We start from the raw sequence: 24,323 nt of genomic DNA, 5'->3' as shown, positions 1-24,323 counted from the left end.
CGGCCTAAGCTAGATCCCAAAACAGCTCGAACAGAACATTTCCATCGAGCCAGCCCAGATGGGTCGGTGCCAGACGAGCTCGAACATGGCCCGCTACGACATCTGCCGAAGTGAAGGGTCCCTCATGACCCCAGAGCGTCTCGGGCACCCAAGTGGCAAGACCCAATTCGAGCGCGCGATCGCAGGCAGCTGCCAGCTCGCCCGTTGGGATGACGCAAGCTGCACGAGCCAACAGGTCGGACGCAACACCGCGCGTCATGCGACAGGCGAGCATCAAGTCTTCGGCGACAGCCTCGCGCTGCGACAGATATTCGGCCTCGAACGCCGTCGCGTCATCGTCACGTTGCACCAGACGCACGCGGTACGCATCGCCTCGAGAAGACACGCCGGGGAACAAACCTGCAAGACGGTCGAAATCCTCGTCGTCGAGCATGCCCGCGGCAGAACGACCCAGGCCCAGGTAGCCCCGTCCGGTCCAGTAGGCAATGTTATGGGCGCACTCATGGCCGTCGAGCGCGTAGCTTGCCACCTCATACGGATGATAGCCGGCCGCACCCAGGCGCTCACGCGCCGCGTCCATGCACGAAGCCTGAAAATCCTCGTCGGGCTCGAGAGACTCGTCACGGCACGCCATGCGATAGAGTGGTGTGCCCTCCTCGAGAGTGAGCGGGTACACCGATACATGATGCGGCGCCGCCGCCAGCACGCCATCGAGCGTGCTCCGCCAGCTTGCGGCCGTCTGCCCGGGAAGGCCGCACATCAGGTCGCACGACACATCGAGGCCAGCGTCCTTCACCGTCGCGATAGCCGCAAGTGCCCGATTAGCATCGTGAATGCGGCCAATAGCAGCCAGCTCGGTATTATCGAGGGTTTGCACGCCAAGAGAGATGCGCGTGACGCCCGCCTCGGCAAGCGCGGTGGCGAGCTCAGCGGTCAACGACTCAGGATTGGCTTCGCAAGTAAACTCAACGGGCTTGCACCACATGGAGATACGACGGGCAAGTTTCACCAGGCGCTCCCCTGCCAGCGACGGCGTGCCGCCGCCTACGTAGACAGTGCGGATCTGTCTGAGTGCCCCAGCGTTGCCAAAAACATCGAGCCGCGCATACAGGTGCTCAAAATAGGCATCGAGCGCAGCCTCCAGGTCGCACGGGGCCACGCTGCGCGAGTCAAAGTCGCAATAACGGCATTTCTGAGCGCAAAACGGCACGTGCACATACAGCGCGGTAACGGCCACCCTTAAGCCTCCAGCGAATGCGCGGGCACCGACTCACCGGCGGCAAGCGCGGCCTCGCAGACCACAACGTCGCGCTCGACATCATCGACCAGCGCCATAAATTCCTCGTACGTGGAGCAGCGCACCACCTGAGCGCGCCAGGCGGCAGCATGGGGCATGCCCTTTAAGTACCAGCTTGCATACGTACGGGCGCGCGACATAAGCGGCAGAAGCTCGTGCGTCAACGTCAGGTGCTCGCGCAGAGCCTCCAGGCGCTCGACCGAGGAGCGAGAAGGAAGCGGCATGCCATCGAGTGCAAGGGCTCGGGCATCGCCGAACACCCACGGATTGCCGTAGATGCCGCGCGCGATAAACACCGCGCTGGCACCCGAGCCTTGCAGATGCTCAACAGCGTCCTCGGCCGAGAACACATCGCCCGAACCAATCACGGGAATCTCGACAGCGTCGGCAACCTCATCGACGACAGACCAATCGGCCTGGCCCGTATAGAGCTGCGTGGCACAACGACCGTGCACGGCAACTGCAGAGGCGCCTGCCCCTTCGAGCATCTGGGCAAACGTTGCGGCGTTGCGATCCTCGGCATAAAAACCCTTGCGGATCTTAACGGTCACGGGCACGTGCGCCGCGCCCACCGTGGCCTCGACGATCTTCTCCGCCAGGTCGGGCGTGCGCATAAGCGCCGAGCCCTCGCCCTTGGTAACGACCTTGCGGGCGGGGCATGCCATATTGATATCGATGAGCGACAGGCGATCGCCAACGCGCTCCTCGACGGCGGCGACGGCGCTCGCAAACTGATCGGGCTTGGAGCCAAAGAGCTGCACGCAAATCTGCTGCTCCTCGTCGGCCGGCAGCACCAGGCGCCACGTTTTGTTGCTGGCATAGGCAAGGCCTGCCACGCTCACCATCTCGCTGTAGGCAAGGTTGGCACCGCGGCGGCGACACATGATGCGATAGGCGGGGTCGGTAACGCCCGCCATGGGAGCCATAAGGAACGGCTGCTCGGCATAGGCGCCCAGCAGCCGCAGACTATATTCGGAAAGAGCCATAGACCTACTCGTCCACCTTGAGGATCGCCATAAAGGCCTCCTGCGGGACCTCGACCGATCCGATGGCCTTCATACGCTTCTTGCCCTCTTTCTGCTTCTCGAGCAGCTTGCGCTTACGCGAGATATCGCCGCCGTAGCACTTAGCAAGAACGTCCTTGCGACGCGCCTTGACGGTGGAACGGGCGATGATCTTGTTGCCGATAGCACCCTGGATGGGCACCTCGAACAGCTGACGCGGGATGATCTCCTTAAGCTTGTCGCACAAGCCGCGGGCCAGGCCATAAGCCTTATCCTTGTGCACGATAAACGACAGCGCGTCCACCTCGTCGCCCGAAAGCAAAATATCGAGCTTCACGAGCTCGGAGGGACGGTACTCGTTGAACTCGTAGTCGAGCGAGGCGTAACCCTTGGTGCGGCTTTTGAGCTGATCGAAGAAGTCCAAGATGAGCTCGGCGAGCGGCATATCGAAGCGCATCTCGACCGATTTGCTCGTCAGGTGGATCATGTCAGTCGTGACGCCGCGGTGCTCGATGGCGAGCTGCATGACGGCACCCGTGTACTCAGGCGGGCAGATGATCTTTGCCTTGAGGTAGGGTTCCTCGATACGTTCGATGCGCGTGGCCTCGGGAAGGTCCTGCGGACTGCGGACATCGATCATTTCGCCGTCGGTCTTGTAGACGTGATAGTCGACCGAGGGACTCGTGGCAATGAGGTCCAGGTTGAACTCACGCTCGAGACGCTCCTTAACGACCTCCATGTGCAGCAGGCCCAAGAAGCCCACGCGGAAGCCAAAGCCAAGCGCCACAGACGTCTCGGGCTCCCAAACCAACGAAGGGTCGTTAACGTGAAGCTTATCGAGGGCGTCGCGCAGGTTCTCGTAGTCCTTGTTGTCGATCGGGAACAGGCCCGTGTAGACCATGGGCTTGGCCTCGCGGTAGCCCGGAAGCGGCTCGGGGCAGGGGTTCGAGGCCCACGTGAGGGTATCGCCCACGCGCACGGCCTCGGGGTCCTTCAGGCCCGTGACCACGTATCCGACCTCGCCGACCGTCAGCGCGTCGACCGGGGTCTCGGCGGGACGCTTGACGCCCACGCCATCGACCAAAAAGTCGCCCTTTGCCTGCATCATGCGCAGGGTATCGCCCTTTTTGATGGAGCCGTCAAAGATGCGCACCGTGGCGACGACACCACGATACTCGTCGAAGTACGAATCCAGGATGAGTGCCTTGAGCGGCGCGTTCGCATCGCCCTTGGGCGGAGAGATCAAAAAGACAATGGACTCCAGCAGATCGTGGATGCCCTCGCCGGTCTTGCCCGAGACGCACACGGCATCGTCGGCGGGAATGGCCAGATCATCCTCGATCTCGGTCTTAACCTCATCGGGATGGGCCGAGGGCAGGTCGATCTTGTTGATGGCCGGCACAATGTCCAGATTGGCGTTCATGGCGAGCGTCGCGTTGGAGACGGTCTGCGCCTCGACACCCTGGGTGGCATCGACGACGAGCACCGCGCCCTCGCAGGCGGCCAGAGAACGCGAGACCTCGTAGGTAAAGTCAACGTGGCCCGGCGTATCGATCAGATTGAACTGATACGTCTCACCATCGTCGGCGTCATAGGAAACGCGGACGGCATTGGACTTGATCGTAATGCCGCGCTCGCGCTCGATATCCATGGTGTCGAGCAGCTGCGACTCCATGTCGCGTTCGTCGACGGTATGGGTGAGCTCGAGGATGCGGTCGCTGATCGTGGACTTGCCATGGTCGATATGCGCAACGATCGAGAAGTTGCGGATGTGGGAAATGTCAATTGAAGTATTCATGCGGACTATCTTACCCGAGCGGTACAAAAGATGGAGCCTGTTCCATAAAACAGGCTCCATTTATGCGCGTAATCTGTGTGGTGTGAAATTTACAACTTAAGCGTTGATGCTGTTCACGAGCTTGGCAAGACCGGACTTGCGGTTGGAAGCCTGGTTCTTATGGATAACATGCTTGGCGGCAGCCATGTCGAGACGCTTGGTGACGGTCTTGAGGGCAGCCTGGGCCTTCTCGGCGTCGCCCTCGGCGACGGCGGACTGGACGTGCTTGGTCAGCGTCTTGAGCTCGGACTTGACAGCCTTGTTACGCATGCGAGCTGCCTCATTGGTGCGGATACGCTTCTTCTGAGACTTGATGTTTGCCACTTCTGGAGTTCCTTTCGAGTTCCTTGCAAAAAATGTATGACACCTCTGAGACACGGTGAGGTCATGCAAGCGCCTACTATAGCACGCTCCCTCTCAAAGGGATAGAACGAATTTGTCAAATAGGCAGGTATCATCACGATTTTCTCAAGATGTTCGTAATCCAGAGCAAAAGCGCGGTCTGAGAATCGGCCGAACCCTTGAGCGCGAGCTCCACATCAACGGCACCCTCGAGCGCTGCGACGAGCTCTGCCATCGAAAAGCGACGTGCCCAGGTCAGGTGATTCTTGACCTGCCAGGACTGGAGCTTGAGCGTTGCGGCGAGCTCACGACCCTGTCCGCGCGCATCGAGCGCCTTGGCGACGATCAGCTCACGGATTCGACCGCATAGCAGCGTGTAGGTCCACACGTAGCTCTTGGCGGGCAGTAGATTGAAGAGCTCGAGCGAGCGTCGCATGTCACGGGCCGAGACCGCATTGAGAAAGTCCCAGGGCTGAACCTCGGCCGTACGTACAATCCAGCGCTCAACGTCGGCAAGCTCAATCTGGGGCACCTCGACCATCTGGGCAAGCTTAGCCAAGTCGTTATCGAGCATGCGAGTGTTTTCACCCGAACGCGAGACGAGTTCCTCGGCGGCCGCCGTCGAGATCGACTTGCCGTGCTGCGTCGCCATCTGCTGCACGCGGCGCGGTAACTCCCAGCGCTTGGTGCAGGAGCAATCGACGATAGCCTTCTTGTCGATCTTGGCGATCGCCTTATACAGGCGCGTGTTCTTGGCAAGCGAGTCGGCGATGATGAGGCAGACCGTTGTGGGACTGGGACTCGCCAGATACTCGACGAGCGGCTCCGAGACCGCCTTAGCGAGCTTTGAGCAGCCATCAAGGATTACCAAGCGAAACTCGCTGCCCATGGGAAAGGTGTTAAGCGATCCGATAATAGACTCGACATCGGGGTCCTTGGTCATGTCGCGCTCGTCGAGGTTGAACTCGACCATGCCCGTCTTTTCCAGACGCGCTTTCATACGCGAGACGGCGTGGTCGCGTTTGACGCCGTCAGTACCGACGATCAAATATGCCGGCAGCAAACCGGTTTCGGACATTGCGCTCCCCTCCCGCAGGCCTTCGTATTCGTTCCGTGTCATTCTAGCCCAGGGGCCCACCACACGCCAACGACGTCGTCACGGTCGCTGGCATCGCATCGCAAAGCCATTCGCAGTCGGCGTGACGGTAATGTCGCCGTGTTCGATAGTGCACGCGAACACACCACCCGCTTCCTTAACGGCATCGATGCAGGCGTCAGACGGATGGCCGTATCGATTCCCCTCACCCGCGCTCGCGAGGGAAAGCTCGGGCTTCAGGACGTCCAGCAACTCGCCATCGACTGAAACCTTGGAGCCGTGATGTCCAAGTTTAAGGACATCGATATCCCCCACTTCCTGCACGAATTCCCGTTCTTGGTCGAGCTCGGCATCACCGGTGAGAAGTATTCGCAGGCCCTTGCCTTCCTGAACATAAGAGAGCAACAGGACAAGCGAGTCCTCATTTCCCTCGCCATCCACGGACTCGAATGGCCACATCACGCGGGCGCAAAAAGAGCCGATGTCGACCGTATCCCCACGGCGCACCTGCCGATACTCCACGCCAGGTCGGTTCAATACCTCGGCAGGGGCATCCTCCAGCGCATCGGCCGCCACGGCAATCGTTCCGACCGAAAACTGTTCGAGCACGGCAGGCAGACCACCCCAGTGGTCCTCATCCCAATGCGTCACAAAGACGGCGTCGATATGGTGCACGTTATTGCGAACCAACGCCGCCACCACGCGCTCGTCGAGTCCGCAGTCGACGAGTGCAACTGCGCCGCCCTGGCGGATAAGAATCGCATCGGCCTGGCCCACATCGAGCACCGTCACCGAAGGCGGAGCAAATCGATCCCAGTAGACGTACGGAATCGCAGCCAAAAGCACCAGGCATACAAGCCCCACCGCCATAGGACGTGCACGGGGACGCGGCCACCAGACCAGCAGAACCGCCAGCAAACACGGCACTAAGTAAATCCACATGCTATCGGGCGGCACATTCACGGATGCACCCGGCACGGCGGCAAACAGTTGCTCGAAGAACAGCGCGCAACGGGCGGCAATCATGGGCACAAAGAGCGCCCAAGTCCGCAACGGTCCCACGAGCGAAAAGGGAGCCAACACGATCGACACAGCGAGCAGTACGCTCACCACCGGACCGATGACCGCATTTGCCAGCGGAGCAATGATCGAGAACGTACCGAAGGCGGGAACGGTAATGGGAAGTGTCGCCAACTGCGAGCACAGCGTGACGGAAAGCATGCCGGCAACGCCCGATGGCACACGCAACTCACCCAAAGCGTAGGTCGCATAGGGGCAAAAGCAAAGGATGGCTAAGACGCTGGCGCATGAAAGCTGAAAGCCCATCTCGAACAGCACCGTCGGCCGCAGTAGCACAAAGATGGACATGGTTACGAAGAGTGCCGAAAGGCCGTGCCGACGACGCCCCGCGCCGTTTACGACAAGCGTCGCGAACACCATGCAGCACGCACGCACGGCCGAGGGAGACGCGCCCGTAAAGGCAGCATAACCCACAAGCGTTATCGCCAATATCGCCCGCTGAAGACCACGTGAGCACCGAGTCTTTTGCAATACACCCTCGATTACAAACCCCACGATAGCCAAATGGCTGCCCGAGACGGCGATAAGATGCGCCGTTCCCGTCACCGAAAACCAGTCGCCCGCCGGCTGGGCGCGCAGCTCGGCCGAACGACCGCAGACGACACCGGCTATGAGCGCACGCGCCGGGTCGGTCGCAGGCGCGATGGATGCAAGCAGCCCATTTCGCAGCCGAAGCAGCGGCACCGGAAAGCCCTCATCGACCGACACGATCCGAACGGATTTAACCTTGCGCACCTCGCCTCGGAGCACGCGCGATCGTCCATACGCATCGTTCTCAAAACGTAAAACGCGACCGATAACACGCACGTGCGCCCCGACCTTGAGCTCACGATCACACGATAGGCGAACCGTTGCCAAGTTCTTACCGTCCGCGCGTGCCTCGCAGGTATAGGAATACACGTCGTCGTTTATGGATGGGTCACCCTGCACGACAAACTCGAGACTGCTTGCCGCTCGACCGTCGAGCGTCTTCGCGGCACTGAGCACATCCACGGACCACCACGCCGAGACGACCGCACTCGCTACGAGGCCGACGGACGCGGCATACAGCCACCGCTTCAAAGGGGCAAGCCGCGCACAAGATTGAGCCAGTACAACGAATACCGCCGCCGCAACGGGAATGGCCCATAGCGGCCCGAACGCCGGCGCCCGCTCCCTCAGCAGCGCATCAGCGGCCATGTTGAGCACCAAGACGCAGCTCATGCACATGCCGGCACACAAGGCCATCGTCCACGGAATCAGGGGCCGCGGAGGCATCACATGCTCGCGCTCGGTCGCATTCATACGCAGATGCAATCTTTGATTTTGGCAAGCTTCTTCTCGCCGATTCCCGACACACGCATCAGATCGTCAACCGAGGCAAAAGCACCGTTCTTTGTCCGCTCATCAATAATCGACTGGGCCATGGAGGGGCCGATGCCCGAAAGCGTCTGCAGCTCTTCTGCGCTTGCCGTATTGATGTTTACTAGACCTGTTGCGCCACTAACGCCCGACGATGCGGAAGCCCCACCATCAACACCGGCTTCCGCAATGGACGCCTGCTGCTCCCCTACCGTTGGAACGTGAATCTTCTGTCCATCGACGACCTTAGATGCCCGATTGAGTCCCGTAACGTCTGCCTCGGGCGCCAGCCCGCCGGCGGCATCAATCGCCTGAGCCACCCGCGCGCCGTCCTTGAGACGATATACACCGGGCGACACAACGGCGCCGTCAACATCGACATAGACCTCTACCGCGGCAGACGCCTTAGGCGAAGAGCCTTCGGATGTCTTTCCGCTCGAAGCATCTCCGGATACCGGCTCCACTAACGAGCCCGAACCATCAGTGCGCTCAAACGACACGCCGCCGGCACTGCCGCCTAGGTTCGCCATCGCCAGTCCACTCGCCATCGCAATGACGACCAGTATCGCCACCACCACTGCCTTATGACCGAGCAGTTTGCCCGCCCAGCGGTCCATCTTTTTGACTCGTTCGTGTTGTTCGCGCTGCGCCATAGCAAAACCTCCCAACACCATCGTGTCAGGAAAGGAGCTCCGCAACGGCCACGCCCCAAAACCGGTTTTTGCGGTCAAACCAAAAGCTGACCAAAACCTTGCACAAATCTGTCCATTTATTCAAGCACGCGTCAGCAAATGAACACTTAGTCGCAAAATGCCCAGATAGCAAAAGACCGACGATACAGGCGCATCGTCGGTCTATGCACAAATTTACTCGTGATCTTGGTAAATCTCACGCGGAGCAAGCTCCGAATGTTTGCGTTTTAAGGTCTTAGGGGCCTTATATGTGTTGCTCTCGAAGTCGATGTACTCGGTCTGCTTGAGCAGGCGCTCAATCATCTCCTCGTGATCAAACAGTTCCCACGCCTCATGCACGGCATCGAGTTTAGCGTGTGTCTCGGGACGGCGCGGCATAAACAGCGTGCAGCAGTCGGGAGCGGCCTCAGTCGAGATATCGAACGTACCGATCTCCTCGGCGCGCGCGATGATCTCCTGCTTGTCCGAACCGATGAGAGGACGGAACACGGGGATCTTCACGGCCTCGTTGACGGCCATGATGTTCTCAAGCGTTTGGGAGGCAACCTGTCCAAGCGATTCGCCCGTAACGATGGCCTTGGCACCCTCGATGTGTGCAATGCGCTCAGCAACCGAATACATAATGCGGCGATACATGATCACGCGCAGGTTGCTGGGACAGGTGACCGAAATCTCACGCTGGCAGTCGCCAAACGGCACCACGTACAGGCGGCCGACCTGGACACCCGGCTCAAGCGCACGGATGATGTCCTGCACCAAATACTCACTCGTATCGGGCGTCTGCGGACGACCGGAGAAATGTACCGGCACGCACACCGCGCCGCGGCGCGCGAGCATCCAGGTCGCCACCGGAGAATCGATACCCGACGACAGCAGCGTCACGACCTTGCCGGCAGAACCCACCGGCAGACCGCCCACGCCGCGCTCGGAGCGCGCGTACACATAAACGCTACCCTGGACCACCAGTACGTGCACCATCGCATCGGGGTCGTGCATTTGAACCTTTTTATCGGGAAAGGCCTCACACAGCACCTCGCCCACCTGACGATTGATATCGATCGAGGTGAGCTCATAGTCAGTATTGGAGCGCTTGGCGTGCACCTTAAACGAATCGAAGGAACCAAACTCGCGCAGCGCCTTCACGGCGGCGGCACAGTACTCCTGCGGGTCGCGATTGGTGTGATACGCCAAAGACACACGGGCAACGCCGGGAACGGTGCGAATGACACGCGCCGCCTCGTCGGCCTGATGCTCGTTAAAGGTCACGAGGATATAACCGGAAATTCGAGACACGGCGTTCACGGAAAAGGCGGCCAAGGCCGCCTTGATGTTATCCATGAGGATATGCTCAAAATGTGCGCGGTTCTTGCCCTTCAGCCCAACCTCGTGATAGTGGACCAGGCAGACGCGAGCCGCCATTTAGGCTTCAGCAACCTTGTGGCCGAGCGCCTTCTCGTAACGGGCCTCGTCGTAAGAGATGTCGCCGTCGACAATCTCGTCCATAGCCATCGAGATGGTATCGGCACCGGAAAGCCCGATGGTGATGTCATCGACATCCTGGACGGCAAGCACGCGGTTGTGCTGGCCACGCAGCATGCTATTGATGTCGCAGGCGCGCTTGGAGGCAAGCGAAGCGAGCAGGAAGCGGTTGTGATCGGTCTTCTCCAGAAGATCGTCAATGCAAGGCTTTACAACGGACACGGACCTCAGATCCTTTCATGCATATCGAGAACGCGAACGAGCTCATCGGTCGCGCGGTCGAGATCGTCATTCACCACGACGTCGTCGTAGCGGTCGGCAAGGGCAAGCTCATCGGCGGCGTTTGCCATACGCAGCTCAATCGTCTCGGGCGTCTCGGTACCGCGACCGACTAGACGCTCGCGGAGCACCTCAAGCGAAGGCGGCTTGATAAAGATCAGCACGGCCTCGGGGAAACGCTCCTTCACCTGCAGGGCGCCCTGGACATCGATCTCCAAAATCAGAGACGAGCCCGAGGCGAGCTTGGATGTGACCTCGCTCACCAACGTGCCGTAGCAGTTACCGTGGACCTCGGCCCACTCAACAAACTCACCGTTTGCCACGCGGCGGTCGAACTCCTCGCGCGTCAGAAAAAAGTAGTTGACGCCGTCGACCTCACCTTTGCGTGGTGCTCGCGTGGTAGCCGAAACCGTCAGACCCAGGTTCGAGCGGCGCTCGCGCACACGAGTGACGAGCGTACCCTTGCCTGCGCCTGACGGTCCAGAAATCACAAAGAGCTTGGAATCCTGAGCGCTCACTTATTTGGTCAGCTGCTCGAGGAGCTGCTCGCGCTGACGGACGCCGAGGCCCTGGACGCGACGGGTAGCAGAGATACCGAGCTCCTCCATGATCTTGGCGGCCTTGGCCTTGCCGTAACCAGGGAGAGACTCGATGAGGGTGGAAACCTTCATGCGGGAAGCGATGGGGTCATCGGAGTTGAGCACGGACTCGAGGGACTTCTCGCCCTTCTTGATCTGCTCGCGAAGCTCAGCGCGGGCGTGACGTGCGGCAGCAGCCTTCTCAAGAGCCTGCTTGCGCTGCTCGTCGGTAAGCTGAGGGAGTGCCATTCGTACCTCCAAATAGTTGGGTTATATCTGATTCAATAATTGGCATTTTAGCACGTAGAACGTACAAAATGCCCAATCGCGGCTCCATAGGTTAGACGATACCCGCAAAAAGTGCAATATACTGCGCCCAAAGTTAAGCCCCTGACCTGCGATTCCACACAAAGGATGGGAAAGTTTACGCAGGCACAGGGGCTATTTTGTGCTAATGAGACCCAAAAGTGGTGACTTAGGGGAATCTTTTACGCGACGTTTTCGACCAGCTCGGCGACGATGGCGTCAAAGGCGGCAACCGGATCGTCGGCACCGGTGATGGGACGGCCCACCACAATGTGGCTCGCGCCGCGCTCGATAGCCTGGGAAGGCGTCGCCACGCGGGACTGGTCACCAAGGGCGGCACCCACCGGACGCACACCCGGAGTCACGATCAGGGCATCAGGACCCAGCAGCTCACGCATGTCGTGAGCCTCCATCGGTGAGCACACGATGCCATCGATGCCGTTGGTCTGAGCGAGCTTTGCCAAGCGGGCGGCCTCCTCGGCCACGGGCGACTCGACGCCGATCTCGCTCAAGGCATCCTGATTCATGCTCGTAAGCACGGTGATGGCGACGAGCTTGGCGCGGTCCTCGCGCGCCTCCTCGGCACCCTCACGGCAGGCAGCGAGCATAGCGCCCGAGCCCAGGCCGTGGACCGAAAGCAGGTCGGCACCGGCAAGCGAGGCCGAGCGGGCAGCGCCGCGCACCTGATGCGGAATGTCATGGAACTTAAGGTCGAGGAAGACCTTAAAGCCAAGGTCCTTAAAGGTCTTGACGATCTGGGGACCCTCAGCGTAATAGAGCGTCATGCCAACCTTGAGCCAGGCGGCATGGCCCGAAAGCTCGTGGGCGAGCTCGAGCGCGCGCTCACGGTCGCAGTCGAGGGCGACGATAACACGGTCGCGGGCATCATTCTCTAGCATTCGAAAGCACCCACCAGCTCGTTGATGTCCTTTACGCCCTGGGACTCGGCCCAGGCCTCGAGCTCATGCGCGATCTTAAGCGAAGCACACGGATCGACGAAGTTGGCCATGCCGACCGACACGCAGGTGGCGCCGGCCAGGATAAACTCAGCCGCATCCTCGCCGGTCATGACACCGCCGACACCGTTGATGGGGATATCGACGGCCTGGGCAACCTCCCAGACCATGCGCACGGCGATATGGTGGCACAGCGGGCCCGAAAGGCCGCCCTTGGGCTTGGCCACGCGGGACTTGCGGGTATGGACGTCGATGGCCATACCCTGGATGGAGTTGATGACCGAAAGGCCGTCGGCGCCGGCAGCCTCGAGGGCCTTGGCGATCTCGGCGACGTTGACCGGTGCCATCTTCACGAACAGCGGCTTATCGGTCACCTTGCGGCAGGCAGCCATAACGGAGGAGGCGCCCTCGGGCGTGGAACCCATGGCGGCACCGCCGGCGGCGATATTAGGGCAGCTCACGTTGATCTCGTAGCCGGCGGCCCAGGGGCACAGCTCGACATACATCTCGAGTGCGCGGACAAACTCGTCAACGGAGTGGCCGGCAACCTGACAGATGACCTGGCAGCCGTCCTTGGACAGCTGTTCGAGCCACGGACCGGACTCGCGGGCAAAGGCGGCCACGCCGGGGTTCTGAAGGCCCACGGAGTTGATCATGCCGCCGGGAATCTCGGCCATGCGGGGCGCGGGATTGCCGGGCCAGGGCTCGGCAGCGCAACCCTTGGTGGTGATGGCGCCCAGCTGGGAAACATCAAAGAAGTTCTGGAACTGCCAACCGTAGCCAAAGGTACCGGCTGCGGTGTTGATGGGGTTCTGCATCTTGACGCCGCCGAAATCGACGGCCATGTTCACGGTACCCACTAGAAGACCACCACCTTGGAAGCATCGAACACGGGGCCGCACATGCAAGCACCCTTCATACCGTCAACCGTCTCGACATTGCAGGTGTTGCAGGCGCCAAAGCCACAGCTCATCATGCGCTCAAGCGACACCTCGCAGTACGCACCGGCCTCGGCGGCAGCGGCGGCGACTTTCTTCATCATGACAGCGGGGCCGCAGCTGGCCACATAGTCGTAGCCGCCCTCGCCGAGCAGCTCGGCTGCCGGGTCGGTGCAAAAACCGTGCGTGCCCAGCGTGCCATCATCGGTGCACACGTTAACCGTGGCGCCCAGCGCGCGGAACTCATCGACTCCCACGGCCTTGGAAGCGGTGCCAAAGCCCAGGCAAACGTCGACATCCACGCCCTGCTCGGCAAGCTTGTCGGCAAGGCACAGCACGGGCGGAACGCCGATGCCGCCCGCCACGAGCAGCGCCTTCCTGGTGCCCTCGGGAACAAGCCAGCCGCGGCCGCCAGGGCCCAACAGGTTGGACTTGGAGCCGGGGGCCATCTGCGACAGACGACGGGTGTCGTCGCCCACGACGGCGTACCACAGCTCGACGGTGCCGGCCTGGGCGTCGGCGCGATAGAAGCTCAGGGGCACGCGAAGCAGCGAGGACGCATCGCCGGGCACGGCAATGTTCACAAACTGACCGGGCTTGAGCGCACTTGCAAGCTTGGGGGCCGAGATAACGAGCGAGAAGATGCCGTCGGCGATCTCCTGGTTCGAGACGACCTCGAAGTCGTGCATGCGTGCAGTGGAAGGTGTGGGCATAGACGCTCCAATCCCCCATGCGGTTGCATGGTTCAGGCGAACAGAAAGCGCGGCACCGCAAGGGCACCGCGCACAAAAGCGATAAGGCTATGCTAGCAGATGCAGCCGTCGGCGAGCGTCTGCTTGCCGCCGACAAACACATCGGTGGCACGACCGGTGAGCGTGCGGCCGGCAAAACCGGAGTTCTCGGCGCGCGACTCGTAGCCGTCCTCGCCGACGGTCCAGGTGGCAGACGCGTCGAAGACGGTCAGGTCGGCAACGGAGCCCGCCTTGACCTGAACCTGGTCGAGGCCCAGGATCTCACGCGGCTTGATGGCCATGAGCTCGACCATGCGGCCCATGCTCATCTTGCCCGTGTTGACCAGCTCGGTGAGCACAAGCGACAGCGAGGTCTCGAGGCCGATCATGCCAAAGGGCGCAAGCTCGAACTCGCGGGCCTTCTCCCACGGGGTGTGGGGAGCATGATCGGTGACGATAGCGTCGACGGTACCGTCGATGACACCCTGGCGGATGGCCTCGGCATCCTCCTCGGTACGCAGCGGCGGATTGACCTTGAGCGAGGTATTGTAGGTCTCGTCCAGGTCGTTCTCGGTCAGGAACATGTGGTGCGGGGTAGCCTCGCAGGTAACCTGAACGCCAGCGGCCTTACCGGCACGCACGATCTCCAGGCCATGGGCGGTGGAGATGTGCTGGATGTGCAGCTTGGCACCGGTCAGCTTGGCGATCTCGATGTCGCGGGCGATCTGGAGCTCCTCGCCGGCAGCCGGCCAGCCCTCGAGAGCCAAACGGGTAGAGACCTTGCCCTCGTTGATCTGGCCGTGGCCGACCAGGTCCTCGTCCTGGCAGTGGCTCATAAAGACCTTGCCGAACATCTTGCCGTAGTCCATGCAGCGACGGAGCATGCCCGCGCCCTGCACGCCGCGACCGTCGTCGGTAAAGGCGACGGCGCCGTGGGCAACCATATCACCCATCTCGGACATAGCCTCGCCCTTAAGACCGCGGGTCATGGCGCCCGACGGATAGACGCGGCAGTGACCGACCTCGGCAGCGCGGGACTTGACGAACTCCACGACGGTGCCGTTATCGGTGACGGGATCGGTGTTGGGCATGGAGCACACGCCGGTAAAGCCGCCCTTGGCAGCTGCGCGGGTGCCGCTCTCGATGTCCTCTTTGACCTCGTAGCCGGGCTCGCGAAGGTGAACGTGCATATCCACCAGACCGGGGACGAGGTACTTGCCGGAAAGGTCGCGGACCTCGGCTCCCTCGACGGCGAGATTCTCGCCGACCTCGGCGATCTTGTCGCCGTCAATCAGGACGTCAACGACACCGTCAAGCTCGACGGACGGGTCGACGACGTGGGCATTCTTAAGAAGCAAGGCCATTATCGGCACCTCCAAGCAGTAGATACAGGATAGCCATACGCACGCAGATACCGGCGTAGACCTGCTCCAGGATGACGGAGCGTTGCGGGTGGTCGGCCATATAGGAGTCGAACTCGACGCCGCGGTTGATGGGGCCCGGGTGACAGATGATCGCGTCGGGCTTCATGAGCTTCTCGCGGTCCTTGGTCAGGCCGAAGAGTTTGTGGTACTCGCGAATGGTCGGGAACGGGGCACCCTCGAGGCGCTCCTGCTGCACGCGCAGCATGTAGACGACGTCCAGCTCGGGCAGGACGGAATCGAGGTCGCTCGTCACGTGGTCGCAGCCCAGAACCTCGGGCGCCGGCGGCAGCAGCGTGCCGGGGGCGACGGCGTAGGTCTCGCAGCCCATGATCTTCAACGCGGGGATCAGCGAGCCGCAGACACGGGAGTGCGCGATATCGCCGACGACGGCGACCTTCAGACCGTGGAAGTCGCCCTTGTGCTCCCAGATGGTGTACAGGTCGAGCAGGGCCTGCGTGGGGTGGTTGTGCTTGCCGTCGCCGGCGCAGATGACGCTCGCGGGCGAGTTCTGCGTGACGATGTAGGGCGCGCCGGCATGCTTGTCGCGCACGACGATGCAGTCGATCTTATAGGCGTTGAGGGTCTCGACGGTGTCGACGAGGCTCTCGCCCTTGACCGTGGAGGTCGAGGAGCCGCCAAAGTTGAGGCTGTCGGCCGAAAGACGCTTCTCGGCGAGCTCGAAGGAGCTGCGGGTGCGCGTCGAAGGCTCGTTAAACATGTTGACGATGGTCTTGCCCTTGAGCGTGGGGACCTTCTTGATCGCACGCTCGTTGACCTCGGAGAACGCCTTGGCCGTCTCGAGGATGAGCTTGATGTCCTCTTCGGAGTACTCGGTAATGTCGATCAGGTGCTTATGGTTGAACGCCACGGTACTACTCACCTCCCAGCGGCGCGGAGCCCACGTGGGAACCCGGCGCGACGTCGTTAATCTCGACGGCGGTGTGGCCGTCGACTTCCTTCATATATAGGTGCACGTTCTCCTCATGCGACGAGGGAACGTTCTTGCCGACAAAGTCCGGCGAGATGGGGAGCTCACGGTGGCCGCGGTCAACGAGAACTGCCAGCTCGATGCGGCTCGGACGGCCCAGGTCCATGACGGCGTCCAGAGCGGCGCGGATGGTACGACCCGTGTACAGGATGTCGTCCACCAGCACGACGCGCTTGCCGTCGACGCTGAAGGGAATGTTGGTAGCGTGGATCGCGGGAGCGAAATTGGTCGCATAGTCATCGCGGTAGAAGCTGATGTCCAGGCTGCCGAGCGGAACGTCGACGCCCTCGATCTCCTTGATCTCCTCGGCGAGCTTCTTTGCCAGAAGGTCGCCGCGCGTGACGATGCCGACCAGAGCGAGGTCTTCACAGCCCTCGTTGCGCTCGAGAATCTCGTGCGCGATGCGGGTCATCGCTCGATTGACGGCGGTCTCGTCCATGATGACCGCCTTGGGGGAAGTCGTGCCCATCGATCTCCTTCCTCACATGTCTTGACTGCTGACACAGTCAAAAAAATAGATGCCCGACCGCTCAAAGCGGACCAGACACCCACAGGAAGGGCTGCTCTTTGGCAGCTATGTAATTCCATGTGGGTATCTCGTACCCCTTTAATGGTCAAGGGATAGTGTAGCCAACCTTGAGCTTAATTGCGAGCATAAATACAGAGCAATCCGTAAACGGAGCCCTACGCTCAATAAACCTATATATATTTGTGGGACGAGCTTGAAAACGCACGCACGAGCTGGCATAATCCCCCCTGCTGCACGCAAATCGGATCTACGTCCAGGGCCGTGGCGTGGGCACTATCGCCAAAAGAGGAATATCTCTGTGTAGATTGCGCACAGGGAGTGACTTCTGTGCTATAGTTCAGGCTTGTTTGTTAACGCGACATGTTCGTTTGTCGCCCAAGGAGGGTCAGTTATGTCCAAAGTTTGCGAAGTTTGCGGTAAGCACCCCGTTGCCGGTCGCTCCATCAGCCACTCTCACCGCGTCACCAACCGTAAGTTCCGCCCCAACATCCAGCGCGTCTACGTCGTCGTCGATGGTCACCGTCGCAAGATGAACGTTTGCTCCACCTGCCTCAAGTCCGGCAAGGTTGCGCGCTCCTAAATAAGGTCTTACCAACAAGTACCTCGGACTCTCCGGGTCAAAGACCTCGCGTTCACATAGAACTTACCAAAGGCGTCCTCCCCTACGGAGGGCGCCTTTTTGCACTCATTGGGGACGGATTTAAATGAGTGTTTGCGAATGTCAAAGGGATCGTAGCCCAGCTGATATGCCTTGTAGCTTGACCTGCGCCCAATAATTGAGGCGATGCGGCAGGCGGATCGTTTTGTTAAAACGCTTCAGTATATTGAAGCGTTTTAGTATGCCTTTTACGGGAATCTTACCGTTCGCCGAATAATTTCTTGCTATCATGCAAGGCGTAGGGTAAATCTCCGATCGCAAGGAGACACAAATGGTGAAGAAGTCACCGGAAAACACTACTCCCGCAATTGTGGACAACGTAGAGGCGCTTGAGGCTAAGCTCGCTCAGATGCGAGAGGCCCAGGCGCTTTTTGCTACGTACACGCAGGAGCAGGTCGACAAGATCTTCTATGAGGCCGCCATGGCCGCCAACAAGGCTCGTATCCCGTTGGCGAAGATGGCCATCGAGGAGACCGGCCGCGGCGTTCTTGAGGACAAGGTCATCAAGAACCACTACGCCGCAGAGTACATCTACAACGCTTACAAGAACACCAAGACCTGTGGCGTTCTGGAGCGCGACGAGGCTTACGGCATCACCAAGATCGCCGAGCCCATCGGCATCGTGGGCGCCGTCATCCCGACGACCAACCCCACCTCCACTGCGATCTTCAAGACGCTGATCAGCCTGAAGACCCGCAACGCCATCATCATCTCCCCGCACCCGGCTGCCGCCAAGTGCACCATCGCCGCCGCCAAGCTCGTGCTTGACGCCGCCGTCAAGGCCGGCGCCCCCGAGGGCATCATCGGCTGGGTCGATGTCCCCTCCATCGAGCTGACCAACATGGTCATGCGCGACGTCGACATCATCCTCGCCACCGGTGGCCCGGGCATGGTCAAGGCCGCTTACTCCTCGGGCAAGCCCGCCCTGGGCGTTGGCGCCGGTAACACCCCGGTCGTCATCGACGACACCGCCGACGTGCTGCTCGCCGTCAACTCCATCATCCACTCCAAGACCTTCGACAACGGCATGATCTGCGCTTCCGAGCAGTCCGTGACCGTCATCGACACCATCTATGACCAGGTTAAGGCCGAGTTCCAGAAGCGCGGCTGCTACTTCGTCAAGCAGGGTGCCGAGATGGAGGCCCTGCGTGCCGCCATGTTCAAGAACGGCGCCCTCGACCACCGCATCCCCGGCATGGCTGCTGCCAAGATCGCCGAGCTCGCCGGCATCGAGGTTCCCGCCAAGACCAAGATCCTGATCGCTGAGGTCACCTCCACCGACCCCGCCAAGGAGGAGTTCTCCCACGAGAAGCTCTCCCCGGTCCTGGCCATGTATCACGCCAAGGACTTCCAGGAGGCCGTCGACAAGGCCGAGCACCTGGTGCTCGCCGGTGGCCCGGGCCACACCGCCTCTCTGTACGTGCACCCCGCCCAGGCCGAGAAGATCAGCCTGTTCGAGCACGTCATGAAGGCCTGCCGTATCGTCATCAACACCCCGTCCTCGCACGGCGGCATCGGTGACCTTTACAACTTTGGCATGAAGCCGTCTCTGACCCTGGGCTGCGGCTCCTGGGGCGGCAACTCCGTCTCCGAGAACGTTGGGGTGAAGCACTTGATCAACGTTAAGACTGTGGCCGAGCGCCGTGAGAACATGCTGTGGTTCCGCGCTCCCGAGAAGGTCTACTTCAAGAAGGGTTCCACGCCCGTCGCCCTCGACGAGCTCGGTACCGTCATGGGCAAGAAGCGCGCCTTCATCGTCACCGACCAGTTCCTCTTCAAGAATGGCAACACCCGCGCCATCGAGGCCAAGCTCGACGAGATGGGCATCGCCCACGACTGCTTCTACGACGTCGAGCCCGATCCGTCGCTGCAGTGCGCACGTCGCGGCGCCAAGCAAATGGCTCTCTTTGAGCCGGACGTCATCATCGCCGTCGGCGGTGGCTCCGCTATGGACGCCGGCAAGATCATGTGGATGATGTACGAGCACCCCGAGTGCAAGTTTGAGGACATGGCCATGGACTTCATGGACATCCGCAAGCGTATCTTCACCTTCCCCGAGATGGGCAAGAAGGCCTACTTCGTCGCCGTCCCGACCTCTTCGGGTACCGGCTCCGAGTGCACGCCGTTCGCCATCATCACCGACAAGGAGACCGGCATCAAGTGGCCGCTCGCCGACTACGCGCTGCTCCCCAACATGGCTATCGTCGACGCCGACAACTGCATGACCGCCCCGCGCGGCCTGACCGCTGCCTCCGGCATCGACGTCATGACCCACGCCATCGAGTCCTACGTCTCCATCATGGCTTCCGACTACACCAAGGGCCTCTCCGAGCGCGCTGCTAAGCTCGTCTTCGAGAACCTGCCCTCCAGCTTCACGAACGGCGCCAAGGACCCGCATGCCCGCGAGGAGATGCACAACGCCTCCTGCATGGCCGGTATGGCCTTCGCCAACGCCTTCCTGGGCCTCAACCACTCCATGGCTCACAAGCTCGGCGCTTTCCATCACCTGCCCCACGGCCTCGCCAACGCCGTCATCCTGACCCGCGTCATGCGCTACAACGCCGCCGAGGCTCCCGTCAAGATGGGTACCTTCTCCCAGTATCCTTACCCCAACGCACTGCACAACTACGCCGAGATGGCCAAGTACTGCGGCATCGAGGGCAAGGACGACAAGGAGGTCTTCGAGAACTTCATCACGAAGCTCGAGGAGCTCAAGGACTTCATCGGCGTCAAGAAGACCATCGCCGACTACGGTGTTGACGAGCAGTACTTCCTCGACACCCTCGACGAGATGACCGAGCAGGCATTCAACGACCAGTGCACCGGCGCTAACCCGCGCTACCCGCTCATGAGCGAGATCAAGGAGCTCTACCTGGACGCCTACTACGGCCGCGAGCCTCAGGACTACGCCGTCTGCTAGTTTTAGCACGGTTTTTAACGGCGGGGGTGCACGGGTGTTTCACACACCCCCGCCGTCACTTCTATCGCATCGTTGAAAGGATGCAACCATGCTGCTACCCGATTCCAAGACCGAGCTCGTCCGCCGTGGCAACAAGGTCGTTTACGACCTGGGCGACAAGATCGTCAAGGTCTTTAACGAGACCAAGCCCGTCTCCGACGTGTTCAACGAGGCTTTGAATCTTGCCCGCATCAATGAGTGCGGCATCCGCAGCCCCAAGGCTCTCGAGGTTTCCCAGCTCGAGAACGCCAATGGCTGGGCGCTCGTGACCGAGAAGGTTCCGGGCACCACCCTTGCCGAGAAGATGACTGCCGAGCCCCAGCGCTTTGGTGAGTACCTTGAGATGTTCGTCGACCTCCAGATCGAGATCCACGGCTACACCTCCCCGTTGCTCAACCGTCAGCGCGACAAGTTCGCCCGCATGATCGACAGCCTTGATCAGCTCAATGCCACCACGCGCTACAACCTTCAGGAGCGTCTGGACGGCATGACCAAGGAGTTCAAGGTCTGCCACGGCGACTTCAACCCCTCCAACGTCATCGTCGGCGACGACGGCCAGCTCTATGTGTGCGACTGGGCACACGCCACCCAGGGCTCCCCTGCTGCCGACGTTGCCACCACCTACCTGCTCTTCGCCCTCAACAGCAAGGACCAGGCCGAGGCCTACCTGGAGCTCTACTGCGACCGCGCCGACATGCCCATGCAGGTCGTGCGTCAGTGGACGAGCATCGTCGCCGCTTCCGAGCTCGCTCGTAAGCGCAACGTGAACGATGAGTTCCTGAAGAACTGGATCGACGTCGTCGATTATCAGTAATATCTGAGCGATTTATTTCGCATCGGAGGCACAAGGAAAAACCCCGCAGCTCATATGGGCTGTGGGGTTTTTCCTTTTAGATATTGAGAATGCCACGAGATAAAAGGACGGCTCCGCATCTCCCCGATTTGGAGAAATGCGGGGCCGTCCCGTATATCGAACTACAAGCGAAATCGTCGATTAACGGCGGGCCGCCTTAACAAGCTCAGCAACCTTGGCGACGACCTCGTCGATCGCCACGTCCTCACGCTCGCCCGTGGCACGATCCTTGAGCTCCACAGTACCATTCTTGAGACCACGCTTACCCAGAACGACCTGATACGGGAAGCCCATGAGGTCGTTATCGGCAAACTTAAAGCCGGGACGCTCGTCACGGTCATCGACGACAACCTCGATACCCTCGGCGCACAGGCCCTCGACGATTTGGTCGCAAACGTTAGCGCACTCCTCCTTCTTGGGATCGAGCGGAATCACCGCGACCTCGTACGGGGCAACGGAGACCGGCCAGACGATGCCGTGTTCGTCGTTGTGCTGCTCCACGACGGCAGCAAGCGAGCGGGACACACCAACGCCGTAGCAACCCATGATGAGCGGCTTCTCCTTGCCGTCCTCGTCCATAAAGGTGGCACCCATGGCCTCGGAGTACTTGGTGCCCAGCTGGAACACCTGAGAGACCTCGATGCCGCGGGCAGCAGAGAGCGGCTTGCCGCAGTGCGGGCAGGGATCGCCGGCAACGACGGTGACCAGATCTGCCCACTCATCGACGGTAAAGTCGCGCTCGGGGCAGGCACCGGTAAAGTGATAATCGACCTCGTTGGCACCGCAGACCCACTGCTTGGACTCGCGCAGGCTCTCGTCGCACACCAGACGGATGCCCTCGGGCAAGTTAACCGGTCCGATAAAGCCCTTGTGCAGACCGTAGGTCTGGAGCTCCTCGTCGGTCATCATGCGATAGCCCTTGCCAAAGACGTGCTCGGCCTTGCAGTCATTGAGCTCGTGGTCGCCCGGGACAATGGCCACGACGGGCTTGCCCTCGGCATCGATCAACGCCAGCGACTTTCGCGTACCGTTCTCGGGGAAGCCAAAGAACTTGGCAACGGCCTCGATGGTGCCCATGCCCGGAGTCTCGACCTTGGTGAGCGTACCGTCGCCGGGGCCCTCGGTCACGACGACCTTGGTGCTTGCCGCCTCGTCATCGGCAGCAAAGCCGCAATCGTCGCAGTAGACCAGCGAAGCCTCGCCGGCGTCGGCCAAAGCCATGTACTCGACGGAGGTATCGCCACCGATCTCGCCGGAGTCAGCGACAACGGGCAGAGCCTTGATGTAGCAGCGCTCGCAGATGTTGGCGTAGGCCTGCTTCATCTTGTCGTACTCCTCCTGCAGACTCTCCTGCGTGGCGGAGAAGCTGTAGGCGTCCTTCATGATGAACTCGCGACCGCGCATCAGGCCAAAGCGAGGGCGGAACTCGTCGCGGAACTTGTCCTGAATGTGGTACAGATTGACAGGCAGCTGCTTGTAGGAACGCAGCTCATTGCGCACCAGGGCCGTGACGGTCTCCTCGTGGGTGGGGCCCAGCACGAACTCGCGACCATGACGGTCGTCAAAGCGCACAAGCTCCTTGCCATAGGCATCGATACGGCCGGACTCACGCCACAGCTCGGCGTCGACCATAATGGGCATCATGAGCTCCTGGGCGCCGGCGGCGTCCATCTCGTCGCGCACGATGTTCTCGATCTTGCGAATCGAGCGCCAAGCAAGCGGCAGGTAGGAATACAGGCCGGCGGCCTCCTTGCGGATCATGCCGGCACGGAGCAGCAGGCGATGGCTCGCAAGCTCGGCGTCGGCCGGATCCTCTTTGAGCGTCGGAGCATACAGCTTAGACATATACATTGCTCGGGTCATTTATTTCTCCTCAATAAGCTTGTCGACCTCGGCCATGAGCGCGTCGACAATTTGATCCTCAGCTACTTTACCAATGATCTGGCCATGCGAAAAGAGCAGGCCCTGACCTCGTCCACAGGCCACGCCTAGGTCGGCGTCGGAAGCCTCGCCGGGGCCATTAACGGCACATCCCATCACGGCAATCGAAAGCGGCGCGGAGTAGTTCTTAAGCCGCTCGGTGACCTCCTCGGCGATGGGAATGAGGTTAACCTGGCAGCGGGCGCACGTGGGGCACGAGACAATCTCGGGACCACGGCGACGCAGGCCCAGCGACTGCAAAATTCCCCAGGCGACCGGCGGCTCCTCAACCGGATCGGCCGTGAGCGACACACGCATGGTGTCGCCGATGCCTTCGGAAAGCAAGATACCCAAGCCTACAGAGCTCTTGATGGTGCCCTGAAGCTTGGTTCCCGCCTCCGTCACGCCCAGGTGGAGCGGAACATGCGGTATCTCGCGCGACAGAGCGCGATAGGTATCAAGCGTCGTCTGTACGCTATGGGCCTTGGCGGAAAGCACGATGTTGGTAAACCCACGGTCCTCAAAGTGCCGCACAAAGCGCTCGCTCGACATCACGAGCTTCTCGGGCTGCGTAAGCTCGTCGCGCTCTGCGATGTCCTGCTCGAGCGAGCCGGCGTTGACGCCGATGCGAATCGCACAGCCCGCAGCGCCGGCAGCGTCGATGACGGCATCGACCTTAGCCCAATCGCCGATATTACCGGGATTGATGCGCAGTTTGGCGGCACCAGCCTCGACGGCGCCGATGGCGAGCTTATGGTTAAAGTGAATATCGGCGACAATCGGCACCGGGGACTCAGCACAGATGGTACGGAAGCCCTCGAGCGCGGCCTCGGTGGGCACGCTCACGCGCACGATATCGCAGCCCGCCCGCGCCAACGCGCGAACCTGCCCAAGCGTTGCCTGAGCATCGGCGGTATCGCTGCAGGTCATGGACTGAACCACGACCGGCGCGCCGCCGCCGATCTGCACGCCGCCCACATGCACGGGGCGCGTCAGCTCGCGCGGCAAAGAATGGGATAGAGACAATCCAAACACT

Annotated in this window: 22 protein-coding genes; 3 read left to right on the top strand and 19 right to left on the bottom strand. The window is 61.0% G+C overall.

Annotation, left to right across the window (positions count from 1 at the left end):
* Nucleotides 1-4: 4 nt before the first annotated feature.
* The 17 genes from hemW to pyrR all read right to left on the bottom strand — a co-directional run bounded on the left by hemW (nt 5) and on the right by pyrR (nt 16,837).
* Nucleotides 5-1,237 carry a radical SAM family heme chaperone HemW gene (hemW, locus tag ACEG18_RS00910; RefSeq protein ID WP_372540905.1) on the bottom strand — a complete coding sequence of 411 codons (1,233 nt, stop codon included), beginning with the start codon at nt 1,235-1,237 and terminating at the stop codon, nt 5-7.
* A gap of 2 nt (nt 1,238-1,239) precedes the next feature.
* Complete coding sequence (gene dusB, locus ACEG18_RS00905; protein ID WP_372540904.1) at nt 1,240-2,283, bottom strand: tRNA dihydrouridine synthase DusB; 1,044 nt, start codon at nt 2,281-2,283, stop codon at nt 1,240-1,242.
* A 4-nt stretch (nt 2,284-2,287) separates the two neighbouring features.
* Nucleotides 2,288-4,099, bottom strand: coding sequence for a translation elongation factor 4 (gene lepA, locus ACEG18_RS00900; protein WP_055285150.1), 1,812 nt, complete (start codon nt 4,097-4,099; stop codon nt 2,288-2,290).
* A gap of 96 nt (nt 4,100-4,195) precedes the next feature.
* Entirely contained in the window at nt 4,196-4,462 is a 267-nt protein-coding gene (gene rpsT / locus ACEG18_RS00895) for a 30S ribosomal protein S20 (RefSeq protein WP_022094714.1), read from the bottom strand.
* Nucleotides 4,463-4,595: 133 nt separating this feature from the next.
* Nucleotides 4,596-5,558, bottom strand: coding sequence for a DNA polymerase III subunit delta (gene holA, locus ACEG18_RS00890; protein WP_372540903.1), 963 nt, complete (start codon nt 5,556-5,558; stop codon nt 4,596-4,598).
* Nucleotides 5,559-5,636: 78 nt separating this feature from the next.
* A complete protein-coding gene (locus ACEG18_RS00885; protein WP_372540902.1) occupies nt 5,637-7,940 on the bottom strand; it encodes a DNA internalization-related competence protein ComEC/Rec2 in 2,304 nt (767 codons plus the stop codon).
* Nucleotides 7,937-8,650 (bottom strand): helix-hairpin-helix domain-containing protein, encoded by a 714-nt coding sequence (locus ACEG18_RS00880; RefSeq protein ID WP_372540901.1) that lies wholly within the window; start codon nt 8,648-8,650, stop codon nt 7,937-7,939. The genes ACEG18_RS00885 and ACEG18_RS00880 overlap by 4 nt, the downstream gene beginning before the upstream one ends.
* A 213-nt stretch (nt 8,651-8,863) precedes the next feature.
* Entirely contained in the window at nt 8,864-10,108 is a 1,245-nt protein-coding gene (thiI, locus tag ACEG18_RS00875) for a tRNA uracil 4-sulfurtransferase ThiI (protein WP_372540900.1), read from the bottom strand.
* Nucleotides 10,109-10,390, bottom strand: a complete 282-nt coding sequence (locus ACEG18_RS00870) for a DNA-directed RNA polymerase subunit omega (RefSeq protein ID WP_035138532.1) — start codon at nt 10,388-10,390, stop codon at nt 10,109-10,111. It abuts the gene before it with no gap.
* Nucleotides 10,391-10,395: 5 nt separating this feature from the next.
* Nucleotides 10,396-10,965, bottom strand: coding sequence for a guanylate kinase (gmk, locus tag ACEG18_RS00865; RefSeq protein ID WP_099431806.1), 570 nt, complete (start codon nt 10,963-10,965; stop codon nt 10,396-10,398).
* Entirely contained in the window at nt 10,966-11,274 is a 309-nt protein-coding gene (mihF, locus tag ACEG18_RS00860; protein ID WP_006236130.1) for an integration host factor, actinobacterial type, read from the bottom strand.
* 239 nt (nt 11,275-11,513) lie between these two features.
* Nucleotides 11,514-12,230, bottom strand: a complete 717-nt coding sequence (gene pyrF / locus ACEG18_RS00855; RefSeq protein ID WP_118256509.1) for an orotidine-5'-phosphate decarboxylase — start codon at nt 12,228-12,230, stop codon at nt 11,514-11,516.
* Nucleotides 12,224-13,132 carry a dihydroorotate dehydrogenase gene (locus ACEG18_RS00850; RefSeq protein ID WP_006236128.1) on the bottom strand — a complete coding sequence of 303 codons (909 nt, stop codon included), beginning with the start codon at nt 13,130-13,132 and terminating at the stop codon, nt 12,224-12,226. Before ACEG18_RS00850 ends, pyrF begins: the two co-directional genes overlap by 7 nt.
* A 14-nt stretch (nt 13,133-13,146) precedes the next feature.
* Nucleotides 13,147-13,914 (bottom strand): dihydroorotate dehydrogenase electron transfer subunit, encoded by a 768-nt coding sequence (locus ACEG18_RS00845; RefSeq protein ID WP_372541240.1) that lies wholly within the window; start codon nt 13,912-13,914, stop codon nt 13,147-13,149.
* A gap of 116 nt (nt 13,915-14,030) precedes the next feature.
* On the bottom strand, nt 14,031-15,320 hold the full coding sequence (locus tag ACEG18_RS00840; protein WP_372540899.1) for a dihydroorotase: 1,290 nt from the start codon (nt 15,318-15,320) through the stop codon (nt 14,031-14,033).
* On the bottom strand, nt 15,304-16,248 hold the full coding sequence (locus tag ACEG18_RS00835) for an aspartate carbamoyltransferase catalytic subunit (RefSeq protein ID WP_035138537.1): 945 nt from the start codon (nt 16,246-16,248) through the stop codon (nt 15,304-15,306). Before ACEG18_RS00835 ends, ACEG18_RS00840 begins: the two co-directional genes overlap by 17 nt.
* 4 nt (nt 16,249-16,252) lie before the next feature.
* Nucleotides 16,253-16,837, bottom strand: a complete 585-nt coding sequence (gene pyrR, locus ACEG18_RS00830; RefSeq protein ID WP_006236123.1) for a bifunctional pyr operon transcriptional regulator/uracil phosphoribosyltransferase PyrR — start codon at nt 16,835-16,837, stop codon at nt 16,253-16,255.
* A gap of 451 nt (nt 16,838-17,288) precedes the next feature.
* Between pyrR and rpmB the strand changes: the two genes are divergently transcribed.
* From rpmB to ACEG18_RS00815, 3 genes are all read left to right on the top strand, one after another.
* Complete coding sequence (gene rpmB / locus ACEG18_RS00825) at nt 17,289-17,477, top strand: 50S ribosomal protein L28 (protein WP_022094725.1); 189 nt, start codon at nt 17,289-17,291, stop codon at nt 17,475-17,477.
* Between the two features lie 349 nt (nt 17,478-17,826).
* Entirely contained in the window at nt 17,827-20,475 is a 2,649-nt protein-coding gene (gene adhE, locus ACEG18_RS00820; protein WP_055250041.1) for a bifunctional acetaldehyde-CoA/alcohol dehydrogenase, read from the top strand.
* 88 nt (nt 20,476-20,563) lie between these two features.
* Nucleotides 20,564-21,328 carry an aminoglycoside phosphotransferase family protein gene (locus ACEG18_RS00815; protein WP_006236119.1) on the top strand — a complete coding sequence of 255 codons (765 nt, stop codon included), beginning with the start codon at nt 20,564-20,566 and terminating at the stop codon, nt 21,326-21,328.
* 180 nt (nt 21,329-21,508) lie between these two features.
* Here the strand turns inward: ACEG18_RS00815 and ACEG18_RS00810 are convergent, their stop codons facing one another.
* Both ACEG18_RS00810 and ispG read right to left on the bottom strand, forming a co-directional pair.
* Nucleotides 21,509-23,218, bottom strand: a complete 1,710-nt coding sequence (locus ACEG18_RS00810) for a proline--tRNA ligase (protein ID WP_372541239.1) — start codon at nt 23,216-23,218, stop codon at nt 21,509-21,511.
* A gap of 12 nt (nt 23,219-23,230) precedes the next feature.
* Nucleotides 23,231-24,313, bottom strand: a complete 1,083-nt coding sequence (ispG, locus tag ACEG18_RS00805) for a flavodoxin-dependent (E)-4-hydroxy-3-methylbut-2-enyl-diphosphate synthase (protein ID WP_372540898.1) — start codon at nt 24,311-24,313, stop codon at nt 23,231-23,233.
* Nucleotides 24,314-24,323: the final 10 nt, after the last annotated feature.

It is taken from the genome of Collinsella aerofaciens (assembly GCF_041537385.1).
Lineage (GTDB): Bacteria > Actinomycetota > Coriobacteriia > Coriobacteriales > Coriobacteriaceae > Collinsella > Collinsella aerofaciens_BV.
This window is presented reverse-complemented; position numbering and strand designations above follow the sequence as displayed.